Source organism: Pseudomonas sp. P110(2024) (assembly GCF_057480795.1).
The window spans coordinates 21,904-39,842 of sequence record NZ_JBLIYT010000003.1; the positions used below are offsets into that span (position 1 = coordinate 21,904).

The 17,939-nt window shown below is 64.3% G+C and carries 18 protein-coding genes and 1 pseudogene; 12 read left to right on the forward strand and 7 right to left on the reverse strand.

Translation table 11 applies throughout. From position 1 onward, the window contains the following. Positions 1–50: 50 nt before the first annotated feature. Positions 51–281: a DUF1127 domain-containing protein gene (locus tag AC25ND_RS05210; protein WP_028689926.1), complete on the reverse strand. Its 231-nt coding sequence runs from the start codon at positions 279–281 to the stop codon at positions 51–53. Positions 282–458: 177 nt separating this feature from the next. Here AC25ND_RS05210 and AC25ND_RS05215 point away from each other — a divergent pair, with 177 nt between their 5' ends. Together AC25ND_RS05215 and AC25ND_RS05220 are read left to right on the forward strand one after the other, a co-directional pair. After that, positions 459–1,889, forward strand: coding sequence for an aminotransferase-like domain-containing protein (locus AC25ND_RS05215; RefSeq protein WP_028689927.1), 1,431 nt, complete (start codon positions 459–461; stop codon positions 1,887–1,889). 60 nt (positions 1,890–1,949) lie between these two features. Then, positions 1,950–3,500, forward strand: a complete 1,551-nt coding sequence (locus AC25ND_RS05220; RefSeq protein ID WP_028689928.1) for a phospholipase D family protein — start codon at positions 1,950–1,952, stop codon at positions 3,498–3,500. Positions 3,501–3,569: 69 nt separating this feature from the next. Here the strand turns inward: AC25ND_RS05220 and AC25ND_RS05225 are convergent, their stop codons facing one another. Further along, a complete protein-coding gene (locus AC25ND_RS05225; RefSeq protein ID WP_186595089.1) occupies positions 3,570–4,709 on the reverse strand; it encodes an MFS transporter in 1,140 nt (379 codons plus the stop codon). A gap of 133 nt (positions 4,710–4,842) precedes the next feature. Beyond that, positions 4,843–6,336 carry an aldehyde dehydrogenase gene (locus tag AC25ND_RS05230; RefSeq protein WP_028689930.1) on the reverse strand — a complete coding sequence of 498 codons (1,494 nt, stop codon included), beginning with the start codon at positions 6,334–6,336 and terminating at the stop codon, positions 4,843–4,845. A 196-nt stretch (positions 6,337–6,532) separates the two neighbouring features. Between AC25ND_RS05230 and AC25ND_RS05235 the strand changes: the two genes are divergently transcribed. After that, positions 6,533–6,892, forward strand: a complete 360-nt coding sequence (locus AC25ND_RS05235) for a cupin domain-containing protein (RefSeq protein ID WP_028689931.1) — start codon at positions 6,533–6,535, stop codon at positions 6,890–6,892. 85 nt (positions 6,893–6,977) lie between these two features. Here the strand turns inward: AC25ND_RS05235 and rpmG are convergent, their stop codons facing one another. Both rpmG and rpmB read right to left on the reverse strand, forming a co-directional pair. Next, the gene (gene rpmG, locus AC25ND_RS05240; protein WP_003253507.1) at positions 6,978–7,133 is read right to left on the reverse strand and encodes a 50S ribosomal protein L33; all 156 of its coding nucleotides are present in this window, start codon (positions 7,131–7,133) and stop codon (positions 6,978–6,980) included. 10 nt (positions 7,134–7,143) lie between these two features. Beyond that, positions 7,144–7,380, reverse strand: a complete 237-nt coding sequence (rpmB, locus tag AC25ND_RS05245; RefSeq protein ID WP_003258972.1) for a 50S ribosomal protein L28 — start codon at positions 7,378–7,380, stop codon at positions 7,144–7,146. A gap of 371 nt (positions 7,381–7,751) precedes the next feature. On the opposite strand from rpmB, the gene AC25ND_RS05250 reads away from it, so the two are divergent. Further along, on the forward strand, positions 7,752–9,341 hold the full coding sequence (locus tag AC25ND_RS05250; RefSeq protein WP_186595091.1) for an ABC transporter substrate-binding protein: 1,590 nt from the start codon (positions 7,752–7,754) through the stop codon (positions 9,339–9,341). 72 nt (positions 9,342–9,413) lie between these two features. On the opposite strand, the gene radC is transcribed toward AC25ND_RS05250, so the two are convergent. After that, complete coding sequence (gene radC, locus AC25ND_RS05255) at positions 9,414–10,094, reverse strand: RadC family protein (protein ID WP_028689934.1); 681 nt, start codon at positions 10,092–10,094, stop codon at positions 9,414–9,416. A gap of 127 nt (positions 10,095–10,221) precedes the next feature. Here radC and coaBC point away from each other — a divergent pair, with 127 nt between their 5' ends. The 7 genes and pseudogenes from coaBC (at position 10,222) to AC25ND_RS05290 (ending at position 16,280) form a co-directional block, all read left to right on the forward strand. Further along, complete coding sequence (coaBC, locus tag AC25ND_RS05260) at positions 10,222–11,433, forward strand: bifunctional phosphopantothenoylcysteine decarboxylase/phosphopantothenate--cysteine ligase CoaBC (protein WP_028689935.1); 1,212 nt, start codon at positions 10,222–10,224, stop codon at positions 11,431–11,433. A 5-nt stretch (positions 11,434–11,438) separates the two neighbouring features. Further along, the gene (gene dut / locus AC25ND_RS05265; protein WP_028689936.1) at positions 11,439–11,894 is read left to right on the forward strand and encodes a dUTP diphosphatase; all 456 of its coding nucleotides are present in this window, start codon (positions 11,439–11,441) and stop codon (positions 11,892–11,894) included. Between the two features lie 134 nt (positions 11,895–12,028). Then, positions 12,029–13,402: pseudogene (locus AC25ND_RS05270) on the forward strand (phosphomannomutase/phosphoglucomutase); the annotation flags it as partial. Between the two features lie 30 nt (positions 13,403–13,432). Further along, positions 13,433–14,338, forward strand: a complete 906-nt coding sequence (gene argB, locus AC25ND_RS05275) for an acetylglutamate kinase (protein WP_028689938.1) — start codon at positions 13,433–13,435, stop codon at positions 14,336–14,338. A 206-nt stretch (positions 14,339–14,544) separates the two neighbouring features. Further along, positions 14,545–15,225 (forward strand): CsgG/HfaB family protein, encoded by a 681-nt coding sequence (locus AC25ND_RS05280; RefSeq protein ID WP_028689939.1) that lies wholly within the window; start codon positions 14,545–14,547, stop codon positions 15,223–15,225. A 30-nt stretch (positions 15,226–15,255) separates the two neighbouring features. Beyond that, complete coding sequence (locus AC25ND_RS05285; RefSeq protein ID WP_028689940.1) at positions 15,256–15,624, forward strand: DUF4810 domain-containing protein; 369 nt, start codon at positions 15,256–15,258, stop codon at positions 15,622–15,624. Further along, a complete protein-coding gene (locus tag AC25ND_RS05290; protein WP_028689941.1) occupies positions 15,621–16,280 on the forward strand; it encodes a DUF799 domain-containing protein in 660 nt (219 codons plus the stop codon). The genes AC25ND_RS05285 and AC25ND_RS05290 overlap by 4 nt, the downstream gene beginning before the upstream one ends. 149 nt (positions 16,281–16,429) lie before the next feature. On the opposite strand, the gene pyrE is transcribed toward AC25ND_RS05290, so the two are convergent. Continuing rightward, positions 16,430–17,071: an orotate phosphoribosyltransferase gene (gene pyrE, locus AC25ND_RS05295; protein WP_011536401.1), complete on the reverse strand. Its 642-nt coding sequence runs from the start codon at positions 17,069–17,071 to the stop codon at positions 16,430–16,432. 80 nt (positions 17,072–17,151) lie between these two features. Here pyrE and AC25ND_RS05300 point away from each other — a divergent pair, with 80 nt between their 5' ends. Continuing rightward, positions 17,152–17,931, forward strand: coding sequence for an exodeoxyribonuclease III (locus AC25ND_RS05300; RefSeq protein WP_028689942.1), 780 nt, complete (start codon positions 17,152–17,154; stop codon positions 17,929–17,931). Positions 17,932–17,939: the final 8 nt, after the last annotated feature.

A 17,939-nucleotide genomic window follows, 5' to 3' on the forward strand; every position in this document is an offset into this window, starting at 1 on the left:
TGGGGCCGCAAAGCGGCTCCAGCGATTTCAACAGTAATCAGCAATCCGGCTCAGTCCTTCCAGAAGGGCTTGCGCCCTTCCCGTCTCGCCTGCTCCCAGGTCAGCCCGATATCGCGCAACTGCCGATCATCCAACTGCAGCAGCGCCCTGCGGGTCCGCCAGCGATGCAGCATCAGGCCCCAACGACTCAGGCCGGCCGGCGCATTGAAGACCTTGGGCCGCTGCCCGGCCTCGAGTTCACCAGGCAACAGTTGCAAGCGCACATCGCTCAAGCCACCCATCACTGCGTTCTCCCATCAGTTGATACCGTGGAGAAAGCATGCACCCTCGTGCCCTCGACAATACAGACTCAACGGCGGCTTATTATTCCCATACAGAATTGGCGAGAAGTCAGTTGAATGAAGTATTTTCCAACAATCTGTATCGGTCATCGACCCGCAAATGTGTAGGAGTATGCCGTGACGCTCTACCTCAACCTCGCCGAACTGCTCGGCTCGCGTATCGAGCAAGGCCTCTACCGCCCCGGCCAGCGCCTGCCCTCGGTGCGCGCCCTGAGCGTCGAGCACGGGGTCAGCCTGAGCACCGTACAGCAGGCCTACCGCCTGCTGGAGGACAACGGCCTGGTATCGCCTCGGCCCAAGTCCGGCTATTTCGTCGCCGAGGATCGCCAGCTCCCCGCCCTGCCCGACATCAGCCGCCCCGCCCAGCGGCCTGTGGATATCTCCCAGTGGGAACAGGTGTTGGAGCTGGTCCGCGCCACCCCGCGCCCGGACGTGATCCAGCTCGGTCGCGGCATGCCCGACGTCGACAGTCCCACGCTCAAGCCACTGCTGCGCAGCCTGGCGCAGATCAGCCGGCGCATGGACATGCCCGGCCTGTACTACGACAACATCCACGGCAACGCCCAGCTGCGCGAGCAGATCGCCCGCCTGATGCTCGACTCCGGCTGCCGCCTGGGCCCGGCCGACCTGGTGGTGACCACCGGCTGCCACGAAGCACTGTCGTGCAGCATTCGCGCGGTGTGCCAGCCCGGCGACATCGTCGCGGTCGATTCGCCCAGCTTCCACGGCGCCATGCAGACGTTGAAGGGCCTAGGCATGAAAGCCCTGGAGATCCCCACCGACCCAATCACCGGCATCAGCCTGGAGGCCCTGGAACTGGCCCTTGAACAGTGGCCGATCAAGCTCATCCAGATCACCCCCAGCTGCAACAACCCGATGGGCTACATCATGCCCGAAGCGCGCAAGAAGGCCCTGCTGACCCTCGCCCAGCGCTATGACGTGGCGATCCTCGAAGACGATGTGTATGGCGATCTGGCGTACACCTACCCACGCCCGCGCACGATCAAGTCGTTCGACGACGATGGCCGCGTGCTGCTCTGCAGTTCGTTCTCCAAGACCCTGGCCCCGGGCCTGCGGGTCGGCTGGGTAGCCCCCGGGCGCTACCTGGAGCGGGTGCTGCACATGAAGTACATCAGCACCGGCAGCACCGCCTGCCAGCCGCAGCTGGCGATTGCCGACTTCATCGCCGAAGGCCACTACCAGCCACACCTGCGACGCATGCGCAGCCAGTACCAGCGCGGCCGCGACCAGATGTGCGACTGGGTGACCCGCTACTTTCCCCCGGGCACCCGCGCCAGCCGCCCGCAAGGTGGCTTCATGCTGTGGGTTGAATTGCCGGAAAGTTTCGATACGCTGCGCCTGAACCGCGCTTTACTGGAGCAGGGTGTGCAGATTGCCGTAGGCAGCATCTTCTCGGCCTCGGGCAAGTACCGGAACTGCCTGCGCATGAACTTCGCCGCCCGACCCACGGCGCAGATTGAAGCCGCCGTGCGCAAGGTCGGTGAAACCGCCCTTCGTCTACTGGAGGCCGAGCACGGCGACGGGTAACGTTGCGCCGCCTGGCATTGTCCAACCCCATAAGCCCTTGCTGCACAGGACGATCCACCCTTGAGACTCCAGCGAGCTTTGCCTCTGCTGTTGGTGCTGCAGCTCGGCCTGACGGGCTGTGCCAGCGTCGGTACGCCCCGTGAAGTCAGCCAGGCCCTGCCGGCCGGCGATTCGGCGTTCGGCCGCTCGGTACAGCGCCAGGCCGCCCCCTACGAGGGGCGTTCGGGCTTTCGCCTGCTGCCCAACAGCAACGAAGCGTTCCGCGCCCGCGCCGAACTGATCCGCAACGCCCGGACAAGCATCGACCTGCAGTACTACATCGTCCACGACGGCCTCAGCACCCGCGCCCTGGTCCACGAACTGCTGCGCGCCGCCGACCGCGGCGTGCGCGTGCGCATACTGCTGGACGACACCACCAGCGACGGCCTGGACAACCTGATGGGTACCCTCGCCGCCCATCCGAACATTCACATCCGCGTGTTCAACCCATTGCACCTGGGCCGCAGCACTGGGGCTACCCGCGCCGTGGGGCGGCTGTTCAACCTGTCGCGCCAGCACCGGCGGATGCACAACAAGCTGTTCCTGGTGGACAACAGCATGGCCATCGTCGGCGGTCGTAACCTGGGCGACGAGTACTTCGACGCCGAGCCCAACCTCAACTTCACCGACATCGACCTGCTGGGCGTGGGCCCGGTGGCCGAGCAGCTCGGCCACAGCTTCGACCAGTACTGGAACAGCGCCCTGAGCCGCCCCATCGGCGATTTCCTCTGGCGCCAGCCTGATGCCGACGACCTGTTCGCCAGCCGCCAGCGCCTGGAAGTATCGCTGGCCGAGGCACGAATCAAGCGCAAGGCACTGTACGACCGCCTGATGGCCTATCAGTCGCAGCCGCGCCTGGACGTGTGGCGCAACGAACTGATCTGGGCCCACAGCCAGGCCTTGTGGGATGCACCGAGCAAGGTGCTTGCGGACAACGAACCAGATCCCCGATTGCTGATGAGCCGGCAGCTGGCCCCGGAGCTGAACGGCGTGCACAAGGAGCTGATCCTGGTCTCGGCCTATTTCGTGCCCGGCGAACCGGGGCTGCTGTACCTGACCAGCCGCGCCGACGCCGGCACCTCGGTCAAGCTGCTGACCAACTCCCTTGAAGCCACCGACGTACCGGCCGTGCACGGTGGCTACGCGCCCTACCGTCGCGCCCTGCTCGAACATGGCGTGCAACTGTACGAGCTGCGCCGCCAGCCCGGCGCCCCACGGCCGCGCCTGGGCTTGCATGGCAGCTCCGATTCCAGCCTGCACAGCAAGGCCATGGTGTTCGACCGCCGCAAGACCTTCATCGGTTCGTTCAACTTCGACCCACGCTCGGTGCTGTGGAACACCGAAGTCGGGGTGCTGGTGGACAGCCCGGAGCTGGCCGAATACACCCGCGATCTGGCCGTGCAGGGCATGGCGCCCGCGCTGAGCTACGAGGTGAAGCTGGTGGACGGGAAACTGGCCTGGGCGACCGAGGACAATGGCCAGGGGCATATGCTGGTGACCGAGCCCGGAGGGATATGGCGACGCTTCAACGCCTGGATCAGCAAGGCGGTCGGGCTGGAGAAGATGTTGTAGAACGCATCGCGGGGCAAGCCCGCTCCCACGCCGGTCGTGGGAGCGGGCTTGCCCCGCAATTGCTATCGGTCAGGCCGACGCCGGCTCGAAGGCATCCCGCCGCCGGGTCAGCACCACCAACCCCGCCGCCCCCACCGCCATCAGCAACGGCAGCGCGTGTCCACTGATCCACTGGCTCCCCGCCCCGGCCAGCAACGGCCCGAGCAGGCAACCAATGCCCCACAGCTGCGCCACATGGGCGTTGGCCCGCACCAGTTCGTCATCCCGGTAGCGCTCGCCGATGAGCACCAGCGACAGGGTGAACAAGCCACCCGCACTGGCACCGAACAACACCCACAGCGGCCAGATGACCGGTGTGTGCAACAGCAAGGGGATCGCCAAGCTGGAAACCAGCAAGATCAGCGCGCAGCCACTGAACAACGTGCGCCGCGACATGCGATCGGCCAGGGCGCCAATCGGCAATTGCAGCACCGCGTCGCCGACCACCACGGTGCTGACCATGAACAACGCCACCTCCGTGGTGAACCCTTGCTGCAGGCAGTACACCGGCAGCAGCGTCAGGATCATCGCCTCGAACGCCGCGAACAGCGCGATGGCCCAGGCGATCACCGGCAGGCGTCGGCAGAAGCCGAACAGGTCGCTGAAGGTCACGCTGCACGCCTCGGTGGTCGGCGCCCCTCCCCGGCCCAGCAAAATCAAAGGCGCAACCAGCAGCAGGCCGGTCGCCGCCCAGAAACCGAAGTCGTCGTCCGAGCCGAGGAAACCCAGCACCAGCGGCCCGGCCAGCTGGCTCAGGGCATAGCTGCTGCCATACAGCGCCACCAGCCGTCCGCGCCATTGCTCGACCACCAGTTGGTTGATCCAGCTTTCGCCGAGGATGAACACCACGGTCAGCGACATGCCGATCATCAGGCGCAGCAGCAGCCACAAGGGGTAGCTGGGCAGCAGCGCGACCAGGGCAATGGACGCCGCGCCGCCCCACAAGCACAGGCGCATCGCTGCAGGCACACCGAGCCAGCCGGCCAGGCGGCTGGCCACCGCGGCCCCCACCAGCACGCCCAGCGCCGGCATCGCTGCCATCACACCGATGGCGAACCCGCCGTAGCCCCAGCCCTCCAGGCGCAAGGACACCAGCGGCATGCTCACGCCGAGGGCGAGCCCGACACTGAGCACCGACGCCAGGACGGCAAAGTAGGTTCCCCAACGCATCACAGCCTCCTTTGAGCGCAAATCGTATATGACAGAGACGACAAAGCCGGGACGGCGTGAACCGGCCCGGCTGTCTGCGGCTCATCGCGGGGCAAGCCCGCCCCCACGAGCCCCGCGATGAGACGTTACTGGATTACAGCTTGATCCAGGTCGCCTTCAACTCGGTGTATTTCTCCAACGCGTGCAGCGACTTGTCACGGCCGTTGCCCGACTGCTTGAAGCCGCCGAACGGCGCGGTCATGTCGCCGCCGTCGTACTGATTGACCCAGACGCTGCCGGCGCGCACGGCGCGGGCGGTCTTGTGGGCCTTGGAGATGTCCGCGGTCCAGATGCCGGCGGCCAGGCCATACGGCGTGTCGTTGGCAATGGCGATGGCTTCCTCGGCGGTGTCGAAGGTGATCACCGACAGCACCGGGCCGAAGATCTCTTCCTTGGCGATCTTCATGGCGTTGGTCACGCCGTCGAAGATGGTCGGCTCGACATAGGTGCCACCGGTCTCTTCGAGGATGCGCTTGCCACCGGCCAGCAGCTTGGCGCCATCCTGATGACCGGCATCGATGTACGACAGCACGGTGTTCATCTGCTGGGTATCGACCAGCGCGCCGACGGTGGTCGCCGGGTCCAGCGGGTTGCCCGGCTTCCAGGCCTTGAGGGCCTCGACCACCATGGGCAGGAACTTGTCCTTGATCGAACGCTCGACCAGCAGGCGCGAACCCGCGGTGCAGACTTCGCCCTGGTTGAAGGCGATGGCGCTGGCGGCGGCCTCGGCAGCAGCCTGCAGGTCAGGGGCGTCGGCGAAGACGATGTTCGGGCTCTTGCCGCCGGCTTCCAGCCAGACGCGCTTCATGTTCGACTCGCCCGCGTAGACCATCAGCTGCTTGGCGATCTTGGTGGAGCCGGTGAACACCAGGGTGTCCACGTCCATGTGCAGGGCCAGGGCCTTGCCCACGGTGTGGCCGTAGCCTGGCAGCACGTTCAGCACGCCCGCCGGGATACCGGCCTCGATGGCCAGCTGGGCGATGCGAATGGCGGTAAGCGGCGACTTTTCCGATGGTTTCAGGACGATGGAGTTACCGGTGGCCAGGGCCGGGCCCAGCTTCCAGCAGGCCATCAGCAGCGGGAAGTTCCACGGCACGATGGCACCGACCACACCCACTGGCTCACGGGTCACCAAGCCCAATTGATCATGCGGGGTCGGGGCGACTTCGTCGTAGACTTTGTCGATGGCTTCGGCAGTCCAGTGGATGGCCTGGGCCGCGCCCGGAATGTCGATGGAGGAGGAGTCACTGATCGGCTTGCCCATGTCGAGGGTTTCGAGCAGGGCCAACTCCTCGACGTGCTTGCGCAGCAGGTCGGCGAAGCGGATCAGCTTGGCCTTGCGCTTGGCCGGGGCCAGGCGCGACCAGACACCGGATTCGAACACGGCGCGGGCGTTGTCGACGGCGCGGTTGGCGTCGGCCAGGTCGCAGCTGGCGACCTTGGCCAGGAAGCGTCCGTCCACCGGGCTCAGGCAGTCGAAGGTTTCACCGGAGGCGGCATCGGTGTATTCGCCGTTGATGAAGGCTCGGCCTTCGATCTTCAGTTGCTGGGCACGCTGTTCCCAGTCCGCACGAGTCAGGGTGGTCATAGGAAACTCCTCTCTTGTTAAGGTGCAACGCCGCACTGAGGACTCACGGGCGCTGTCAGAAATTCTGGCCGGGCGACGAACGCACACCGGCATCCGACACCCTAAACCAGGGCGGACAAACTATCAATATATTTGACACGAATGGCCTAAAAGCCTACTGATGTGCATTTTATTAAACAACAACAGGGTAACAACCATGAGCATCGCCAGTATCGTCGACTTCGCCCAAGTTCTCACCGAGGCCGAACGCTACCGCCCGGCGGCGGAGAAAATCCTTAAGGGCGAGCCTGACCAGGCTGTCTACAACCATTATTCCAGCCCTTGCGGCCAGTTCGCCGCCGGGGTCTGGGAAGGCGAGGTGGGCCAGTGGACAGTGAACTACACCGAACACGAGTACTGCGAGATCGTCCAGGGTGTTTCGGTGCTGCGCGACCAGGAAGGCAACGCCAAGACCCTGCGTACCGGTGATCGGTTCGTTATCCCGGCCGGCTTCAAGGGCACCTGGGAAGTGCTGGAGCCGTGCCGCAAGATCTATGTGCTGTTCGAGCAGAAGTAAGCCCGATCGCGGGGCAAGCCGCTTTCAAACAGGCATAAAAAAACCCGCCACCTTACGGTAGCGGGTTTTTCAGGTCGCAGATCAATTACTTGATCTTGGCTTCCTTGTACACCACGTGCTTGCGGACGACCGGATCGTATTTCTTGATCTCGATCTTGTCCGGGGTGGTGCGCTTGTTCTTGTCGGTGGTGTAGAAGTGGCCGGTGCCGGCACTCGAAACCAGACGGATCAATTCACGCATGACGTTCTCCTTAGAACTTTTCGCCGCGAGCGCGCAGCTCGGCCAGCACTACGTCGATACCACGCTTGTCAATGACGCGCATGCCTTTGGCGGATACGCGCAGACGCACGAAACGCTTCTCGGACTCAACCCAGAAACGGTGGTGCTGCAGGTTCGGCAGGAAACGACGACGGGTTTTGTTGTTTGCGTGGGAAATGTTGTTCCCGGTTACTGGACCCTTACCAGTAACTTGACAGACTCTCGACATGACTCAGCCCTCTAAAACCACATGCCCAACCCGGCATGGGTTGGCCGCTTAATCTCTCAGTCTTTGGCGCCAGGCGCCGTGATTCTGGAGGTCTTATCGACCGTATTCGCTGACGCGACAGGCCGAGCCCCTAGAAAAGAGCGCTGCTTTATACCAGAAAGACTCTGCCACAACAACAGAAGATGAGTATTCCGGTCAGGCCGAGCGCGCCCGGGCAGCATAACGACTGGGGCGGGAAGCTGTCGACCGCCCGTCGCCGAATTAATGCGAAAGGGTGTGGTCATTTGCCCATGTCCGCACTAGGGTAGGACATTTCCTGAATTTTCCAGACTGCACCGGCAGATGGGCCACCGACCAGCCAAGGAGTCACCATGCGTGCCGCCGCCCTTTCCCTCCTGTTCACCACCCTGTGCGCCGCCGGCCTGGCCCAGGCAGCGCCGTTGTCGGTGTGCACCGAAGCCAGCCCGGAGGGCTTCGACGTGGTGCAGTACAACTCGCTGACCACCACCAATGCTTCGGCCGATGTGCTGATGAACCGTCTGGTCGAGTTCGATGCCGGCCTCGGCAAGGTGGTGCCGAGCCTGGCCGAAAGCTGGACGGTGTCAGCCGATGGCCTGATCTACGACTTCAAGCTGCGCCAGGGCGTGCGGTTCCACACCACGCCGTTCTTCAAGCCGAGCCGCGACCTGGACGCCGACGACGTGCTGTTCAGCTTCCAGCGCATGCTCTATCCGGCCCACGCCTGGCACAAGACCGCCCCGGGCGGCTACCCGCATGCCCAGTCGCTGCAGCTGGGGAGCCTGATCAAGGCGATCGACGCACCCGATCCGCGAACTGTGCGCTTCACCCTGACCCACGCCGACGCCACCTTCCTGGCCACCCTGAGCATGGGCTTCGCCTCGATCTATTCGGCCGAGTACGCCGACAAGCTGCTCAAGGCCGGCACACCGGACAAGCTCAACAGCCAGCCGGTGGGTACCGGGCCGTTTGTCTTCCAACGCTTCCAGAAGGACGCCGTGGTGCGCTACCGCGCCAACCCCGACTACTTCGCCGGCAAGCCGTCCGTCGATCCGCTGATCTACGCCATCACCCCGGACGCCAACGTGCGCCTGCAGAAGCTCAAGCGCGGCGAGTGCCAGGTGGCCCTGTCGCCCAAACCACTGGACATTGCCGAAGCCGGCAAGGACGGCAACCTGAAGGTGGCGACCACCCCGGCGTTCATGACCGCCTTCGTCGCCATCAACAGCCAGCACCCGCCGCTGGACAAACCCGAGGTGCGCCAGGCGATCAACCTGGCCTTCGACAAGCCCGCCTACCTGAAAGCGGTGTTCGAAGACACCGCCACCGCCGCCAACGGCCCCTATCCGCCAAATACCTGGAGCTACGCCAAGGACCTGCCCGGCTATGCCATGGACCAGAAGAAGGCCAAGGCGCTGCTGGCCAAGGCCGGCCTGGCCAAGGGCTTCGAGACCACGATCTGGACCCGCCCGGCAGGCAGCCTGCTCAACCCCAACCCCAGCCTCGGCGCACAGATGCTCCAGGCGGACCTGGCCAAGGTCGGCATCAAGGCCGAGATCCGCACCATCGAATGGGGCGAGTTGATCCGCCGCGCCAAGGCCGGCGAACACGACCTGCTGTTCATGGGCTGGGCCGGCGACAACGGCGACCCGGACAACTTCCTCAGCCCGCAGTTTGCCTGCGCGGCGGTCAAGTCCGGGACCAACTTCGCGCGCTTCTGCGACAGCCGCCTGGACCAGTTGATCAATGCCGGGCGCACCACCAACGACCAGAGCGTGCGCAGCCGCCTGTACCAGCAGGCGCAGACGCTGATCCAGCAGCAGGCGCTGTGGCTGCCGCTGGCGCATCCCACGGCGGCGGCGCTGCTGCAAAAAGGGGTCGAGGGTTATCAGGTAAGCCCGTTCGGGCGGCAGGACTTCAGCAAGGTCTCCGTCGACCGTTGAGGCCTAATCACAGGGCAAGTCGCACTGCCGCTCCCACGCACACATCGTGAGAGCGGGCTTGCCCCATGAGGATCAGCCCCCCAACCACCCATGTTCAAGCATCGAAAACGGTTCACCATCGCCGACGATGACATGATCCGTCACCCGCACATCGATCAGCGCCAGCGAGCGCTTGAGCATCAGCGTCAGATGCACGTCATCCTGGCTTGGCTCGCAATTGCCCGACGGATGGTTGTGGCAGAGGATCAGCGCCGCCGCGTTGTGCAGCAAGGACCGGCGCACGACCTCGCGTGGATAGATGCTCGCGCGGTCGATAGTGCCGCGGAACAGTATCTCGAACGCCAGCGGTCGGTGCTTGGTGTCCAGGAACAGGCAGCCAAACACCTCGCTGGACTCGTGCCGCAGCATGGATTTCAGATAACGCCTCACCGACGCCGGGCTCTCCAGGGCCGACGCACGCTCGATGTGTTCGTCCAAATAGCGCCTGCCGATCTCAAGCAATGCCTGCAATTGTGCATACTTAACCGGTCCCAGGCCTGGCTCACGCAGCACCTTGGCTCGTTCCGCCTCGAGGAGCTGCCTGAGCCCGCCGAACTTCGCCAGCAGGCCACGGGCGAGGTCGAGCACATTGCGCCCGGCAACCCCCGAGCCCAGCAGCACGGCCAGCAATTCCGCGTCCGAAAGAATCGACGCCCCACGCTGCAACAGTTTTTCCCTCGGCCGTTCCTCAGCCGGCCACTCCCTGATGTTCATTTACCCTCCTCGCCTGCCACTACGGCCCATTTGGGCGCTGTGTTAATCTAGTTCGCTTCGAAAATGCGACGATCTGCCGCAGGCAGCTATCGTCGCCGCCCGCTTTCACTGGAATAAGGCAAGGCCTATGCAGCGGTTGTATCGCAAGCGCATCGTTCTCGGCGTGGGTGGCGGCATCGCCGCCTACAAGAGCGCCGAGCTGATTCGCCGACTCCTGGAACACGGCGCGCAGGTGCGCGTGGTCATGACCCGTGGTGGCGCCGAGTTCATCACCCCGCTCACGCTGCAAGCACTGTCCGGCCACCCGGTGCACATGGACCTGCTCGACCCCGCCGCCGAAGCGGCCATGGGCCATATCGAGCTGGCCAAGTGGGCCGACCTGGTGCTGATCGCCCCGGCCACCGCCGACCTGATGGCGCGCATGGCCCAGGGCATGGCCGACGACCTGCTGACCACCCTGGTGCTGGCCACCGATGCAACCGTGGCCGTCGCCCCGGCGATGAACCAGGCCATGTGGCGCGACCCGGCCACGCAGGCCAACCTCGAGCTGCTCAAAAGTCGCGGCATCCAGGTGTTCGGCCCGGCCTCCGGCAGCCAGGCCTGTGGCGACGTCGGCCTGGGCCGCATGCTTGAGGCCACGGACCTGGCATGGTGCGCCGCCGAGAGCTTCAAGCGCCAGGCCCTGACCGGCAAGCACGTGCTGATCACCGCTGGGCCGACGCAAGAGAACATCGACCCGGTGCGCTACATCACCAATCATAGTTCAGGGAAGATGGGCTTCGCCCTGGCCGAGGCCGCCGCCGAAGCCGGGGCCCGGGTGACCCTCGTCACCGGCCCCGTACACCTGCAGACGCCCGACCGGGTCACCCGCATCGACGTGGTGAGCGCGCGGGACATGCTCGCGGCCTGCGAGGCGGCCATGCCCTGCGACCTGTTCATCGCCTCGGCTGCGGTCGCGGACTACCGTCCGGAAGTCGTCGCCCCACAGAAGCTCAAGAAGGATCCCACCACAGGCGACGGCATGCTGCTGCAGATGGTGCGCAATCCCGATATCCTTGCGACCATTGCCGGCCGGCCTGATCGCCCGTTCAGCGTGGGCTTCGCCGCCGAGACCGAGCACCTGCTCGACTACGCCACGCGCAAGCTCAAGGACAAGAACCTCGACCTGATTGTCGCCAATGATGTGGCCAACCCCAGCATCGGCTTCAACAGCGAGGAGAACGCGCTGACCGTGATCGACCGCCAGCAGCACCAGACCCTCTTCGCGCAGACCAGCAAGGGCAAGATCGCCCGCCAGCTGGTTGCCTTCATCGCCGAACGGCTCAACCAGGTTCAATAAGTTACATGCACGCTCTTCAAGCCAAGATCCTCGACCCACGCCTGGGCACCGAATTCCCCCTGCCGCAGTACGCCACCCCCGGCTCCGCCGGCCTGGACCTGCGCGCCCTGCTCAAGGAGGACACCGTCCTCGAGCCGGGCCAGACCCTGCTGATCCCCACCGGCCTGTCGGTGTACATCGGCGACCCGGGCCTGGCGGCCATGATCCTGCCACGCTCGGGCCTGGGCCATAAGCACGGCATCGTGCTGGGCAACCTGGTCGGCCTGATCGACTCGGACTACCAGGGCGAGCTGATGGTCTCCTGCTGGAACCGCGGCAACACGCCGTTCACCCTCACCGTCGGCGAACGCATCGCCCAGCTGATCCTGGTGCCGGTGGTGCAGGCGCACTTCGACATCGTCGAGCAGTTCGACGAGACCCAGCGCGGTACCGGCGGCTTCGGCCACTCCGGCACCCGCTGAGCCGACAGCAGACCGCTCGGGCCATGGATGGCGAACTCTCTGGCGAAACCGCCGTCCAAGCGTTCAGTTTGCGCTTGCCCAGAAGCCTTTGACTTATGGAGTCCCCAGAGATGAACGACATGGCCCAGCTGGTCCCCGCACTGCCCGACAGCATCTTCCGCGCCTATGACATCCGGGGCGTGGTCGGCAAGACCTTGCATGCCGAGACCGCCTACTGGATCGGTCGCGCCATCGGCGCCCAGACCCTCGCCCAGGGCGAGCCACAGATTTCGGTCGGCCGTGATGGCCGCCTGTCCGGCCCGATGCTGGTCGAGCAACTGATCAAGGGCCTGGCTGACGCCGGTTGCCAGGTCAGCGATGTCGGCCTGGTGCCGACCCCAGCGCTGTACTTCGCCGCCAACGTGCTGGCCGGCAAGTCGGGGGTGATGCTCACCGGCAGTCACAACCCGTCGGACTACAACGGTTTCAAGATCGTCATCGCCGGCGACACCCTGGCCAACGAACAGATCCAGGCCTTGCTGACGCGCCTGAAGACCAACGACCTGACCCGCGGCGAAGGCCGTGTGGAAAAGGTCGAGATCCTCGACCGCTACTTCCAGCAGATCACCGCCGACGTGAAGCTGGCCAAGCGCCTGAAAGTGGTGGTCGACTGCGGCAACGGTGCCGCCGGCGTAGTCGCCCCGCAACTGATCGAGGCCCTGGGCTGCGATGTCATCCCGCTGTTCTGCGAGGTCGACGGCCACTTCCCCAACCACCACCCTGACCCGGGCAAGCCCGAGAACCTGGAAGACCTGATCGCCAAGGTCAAGGAAACCGGTGCCGACATCGGCCTGGCCTTCGACGGTGACGGCGACCGCGTCGGCGTGGTGACCAACACCGGCAGCATCGTCTACCCCGACCGCCTGCTGATGCTGTTCGCCCAGGACGTGCTGTCGCGCAACCCGGGCGCCGAGATCATCTTCGACGTCAAATGCACCCGCCGCCTGACCCCGCTGATCGAGCAGCACGGTGGCCGTGCGCTGATGTGGAAGACCGGCCACTCGCTGATCAAGAAGAAGATGAAACAGACCGGCTCGCTGCTGGCCGGCGAGATGAGCGGACACATCTTCATCAAGGAACGCTGGTACGGTTTCGACGACGGCATCTACAGCGCCGCGCGCCTGCTGGAGATTCTCAGCAAGGCCGGGCAGGACGCCGAAAGCCTGTTCGCCGCGTTCCCCAATGATATTTCCACGCCGGAAATCAACATTGATGTGACCGACGAGGGTAAATTCAGCATCATTGATGCACTGCAACGCGACGCCGACTGGGGCGAAGCCAACCTGACCACCATCGACGGTGTGCGGGTCGACTATCCCCACGGCTGGGGCCTGGTCCGCGCCTCCAACACCACGCCGGTGCTGGTGCTGCGCTTCGAGGCCGACAGCGCGGCAGAGCTCGACCGAATCAAGGCTGTATTCCGCACGCAGTTGCTGCGGGTCCAACCCGGCCTGCAACTGCCGTTCTGACGACTTTACGTTCCTTACCTGGAGCCCTGCATGACCCTCGATCGCGATGCCGCTTCCCATGTAGCCGAGGTTTTGTCCGAAGCACTGCCTTACATCCGCCGCTTCGTCGGCAAGACCCTGGTGATCAAGTACGGCGGCAACGCGATGGAAAGCGAGGAGCTCAAGACCGGCTTCGCCCGTGACATCGTGCTGATGAAGGCCGTGGGCATCAACCCGGTGGTGGTGCACGGTGGCGGGCCGCAGATCGGCGACCTGCTCAAGCGCCTGTCGATCGACAGCCACTTCATCGATGGCATGCGCGTCACCGACGCGGCGACCATGGATGTGGTGGAGATGGTCCTGGGCGGCCAGGTGAACAAGGACATCGTCAACCTGATCAACCGCCACGGTGGCAGCGCCATCGGCCTGACCGGCAAGGACGCGGAGCTGATCCGCGCCAAGAAGCTGACCGTCACCCGCCAGACGCCGGAAATGACCACCCCGGAAATCATCGACATCGGCCATGTCGGCGAGGTCGTGAGCGTCAACACCGACCTGCTGAACATGCTGGTCAAGGGCGACTTCATTCCGGTGATCGCACCAATCGGCGTGGGCGCCAACGGCGAGTCCTATAACATCAACGCCGACCTGGTGGCGGGCAAGGTGGCCGAGGCATTGAAGGCCGAGAAGCTGATGCTGCTGACCAACATCGCCGGCCTGATGGACAAGCAGGGCGAGGTCCTCACCGGGCTGACCACCGAGCAGGTCAACGAGCTGATTGCCGACGGCACCATCTACGGCGGCATGCTGCCGAAGATCAAATGCGCGCTGGACGCGGTCCAGGGCGGCGTCAACAGCTCGCACATCATCGACGGCCGCGTGCCGAATGCGGTGCTGCTGGAGATCTTCACCGACAGCGGCGTGGGCACCCTGATCACCAACCGCAAGCCACGCTGATCCCGCTGTAATCCTATCGCGGGGCAGGCCCGCTCCCTGGAGGGAGCAGGCCTGCCCCGCGATGCTTTCACCCCCGCCCACGCAAATAGATGGCTTATAGCCATCAACCTTTGTGTTTGACCATAAAGATTCCCGGTAGACTGCCGAAACAACGTGACAGTATGCTCGTTCGTTGCGAATAGTTTCTATTTACCTGGAGATCACGCGTGAAATACGCATCACAAGGACTCGTGCTGGCAGCCGCCCTGGCTGTCGGGTCCATCGCCGGCTGTGCCACCGAAACCTCCACCGCTGTTGCCGTGCAACAGGTCGAAAGCGTCAACCGCCCCTACAGTGGCGTGCGCACGCCGATCGCCGTGGGCAAGTTCGACAACCGCTCCAGCTATATGCGCGGCATCTTCTCCGACGGCGTCGACCGCCTCGGCGGCCAGGCCAAGACCATCCTGATCACCCACCTGCAGCAGACCAACCGTTTCAACGTGCTGGACCGCGACAACATGGGCGAGATCCAGCAGGAGGCGGCCATCAAGGGCCAGGCCCAGCGCCTGAAGGGCGCCGACTTCGTGGTGACCGGCGACGTCACCGAGTTCGGCCGCAAGGAAGTCGGCGATCACCAGCTGTTCGGCATCCTCGGCCGCGGCAAGACCCAGATCGCCTACGCCAAGGTCGCCCTGAATATCGTCAACATCAGCACCTCCGAAGTGGTCTATTCGAGCCAGGGCGCCGGTGAATATGCCCTGTCCAACCGTGAAGTCATCGGCTTCGGCGGCACCGCCAGCTACGACTCGACCCTCAACGGCAAAGTGCTCGACCTGGCCATGCGCGAAGCCGTCAACAAGCTGGTGGGCGCAGTCGAAAGCGGCCAGTGGAAACCACAAGCGCAATAACAAGCACAACACGACAAGGAAGACCGTTCGATGAGCATCACCTACCCGGCCTGGCGCACTGTCGCCGGGCTGCTGCTGGGCAGCGTCCTGCTGGCCGGCTGCAATTCGCCCAAGACCCTGTACCAGTGGGAAAGCTACCAGCCCCAGGTGTACGGCTACCTCAAGGGTGACGCCAAGGAAGAGCAAGTCACAGCCCTGGAGCGCGACCTGGAGAAGATCAAGGCCAAGAACGGCGCCGTGCCGCCGGGCTACCACGCGCAGTTGGGCCTGCTGTACTCCAGCCTGGGCAAGGATGACCAGATGATCCAGCAGTTCCGTACCGAAAAAGCGCTGTTCCCCGAGTCGGCGGCCTACATGGACTTCCTGATGAGCAACGCCAGCAAGGGAGCCAAGCAATGATCAAGCGCCTGACCCAACTGATCGTCGGCGCCTGCGTGCTGGCCCTGTTCGCCGGCTGCGCCGAACGCAAGAGCATCGACTATTCGGCCTACAAGCAGAGCCGACCGAAGTCGATCCTGATCCTGCCGCCGCTGAACGAGTCGCCCGACGTCAAGGCCACCTACAGCATGCTGTCCCAGGTCACCTATCCGCTGGCCGAGGCCGGCTACTACGTGATGCCGGTGGCACTGGTGGATGAAACCTTCCGCCAGAACGGCCTGACCACGCCGGCCGATATCCACCAGCTGCCCACGGCCAAGCTGAACGAGATCTTCGGCGCCGACGCCGGTCTGTACGTGACCGTCAGCGACTACGGCACCCGCTACATGGTGCTGAGCAGCGCGACCATCGTCACCGCCAGCGCCAAACTGGTCGACCTGAAGACCGGTGCCACCTTGTGGACCGGCAGCGCCACGGCCTCCAGCGAGGAAGGCAAGCAGAACCAGGGCGGCCTGATCGGCATGTTGGTGGCGGCGGCCATCAACCAGATCATCAGCAGCGTGCAGGATGACGCCGGCTACCCGATCGCCGGGATGACCAGCGCACGCCTGCTTACACCCTATCCGAATGGCGGGATCCTCTACGGGCCACGCTCGCCGAAGTACGGCACAGACTGACACGAGATACAGGCGGCCCAAGGGCCGCCTTTCTTTCGCCGCTCGGAAATCTCCTTGATGCCGTGCAGGCCAGTTACCCGAACCGCCGCTGAATGACAGGCATGAAAAAGGCGACCCTAAGGTCGCCATTTTCATGAGCCGCGAGCCGGTCAGATGCCGTACTGGGCGCGGTAGGCCTCGACCGCCGGCAGGTGCTGCTTGAGCTGCGGGTCGTCAGCCAGGAACTCCAGCACCTGAGTCAGCGAGACGATGCTCACGACCGGAATGCCGAAGTCGCGTTCGACTTCCTGGATCGCCGACAGCTCGCCATTGCCGCGCTCTTCACGGTTCAGCGCGATCAGCACGCCGGCGGCCTTGGCCTGCTGGGCGTTGATGATCTGCATGACCTCGCGGATCGCGGTGCCGGCGGTAATTACATCGTCGATGATCAGCACGTCACCGGCCAGCGGGGCACCGACCAGGCTGCCGCCCTCGCCGTGATCCTTGGCCTCTTTGCGGTTGAAGCACCACGGTACGTCGAGCTGATGTTGTTCGGCCAGGGCCACGGCAGTGGCTGCCGCCAGGGGAATGCCCTTGTAGGCCGGGCCAAACAGCACATCGAAGGGGATCTTGCTGTCGACGATGGCCGCCGCGTAGCAACGCCCCAGCTGGGCCAGCGCGGAACCTGTGTTGAACAGGCCGGCATTGAAGAAGTACGGGCTGGTACGCCCCGATTTCAGGGTGAACTCACCGAAGCGCAGAACGCCGCGATCGATGGCAAAACGGATGAAGTCGCGCTGATACGGCTGCATGAAAGGTCCCGGACACCACGGATTTAGCTAAATGTGTTGAGCTCGGGTATCATACACGCACGAGATTTTTGGGGCCATTTATGCGGATCATCAGTGTGAACGTAAATGGCATTCAGGCTGCGGCCGAGCGTGGATTGCTCAGCTGGTTGCAAGCCCAGAATGCCGACGTCATCTGCCTTCAGGATACCCGCGCCTCGGCCTTTGAACTCGACGACCCAGCTTTCCAGCTCGATGGCTATTTCCTTTACGCCTGCGACGCGGAGGTGCCCACCCAAGGTGGCGTGGCACTGTACTCGCGCATGCAGCCCAAGGCAGTCATCACCGGCCTGGGCTTCGAGACAGCCGATCGCTACGGGCGTTATCTGCAAGCAGATTTCGACAAAGTCAGTATTGCCAGCCTGCTGCTGCCTTCGGGCATGCACGGCGACGAAGACCTGAACCAGAAGTTCAAGTTGATGGACGACTTCGCCAAGTACCTGGACAAGCAGCGTCGCAAGCGTCGCGAATACATCTACTGCGGCTCGTTCTACGTGGCGCAGCAGAAGCTCGACATCAAGAACTGGCGCGACAGCCAGCAGTCGGTCGGTTTCCTGCCGCCGGAACGCGCCTGGATGGACGCCATCGTCGGCGACATGGGCTATGTCGACGCCCTGCGCGAAGTCAGCCGTGAAGGCGACCAGTACAGCTGGTGGCCGGACAACGAGCAGGCCGAGATGCTCAACCTGGGTTACCGGTTCGACTACCAGATCCTCACCCCAGGCCTGCGCCGCTTCGTGCGTAACGCCCGTCTGCCACGCCAGCCGCGCTTCTCCCAGCATGCGCCGCTGATCGTGGACTACGACTGGACGCTGACCATCTGAGGATGGCG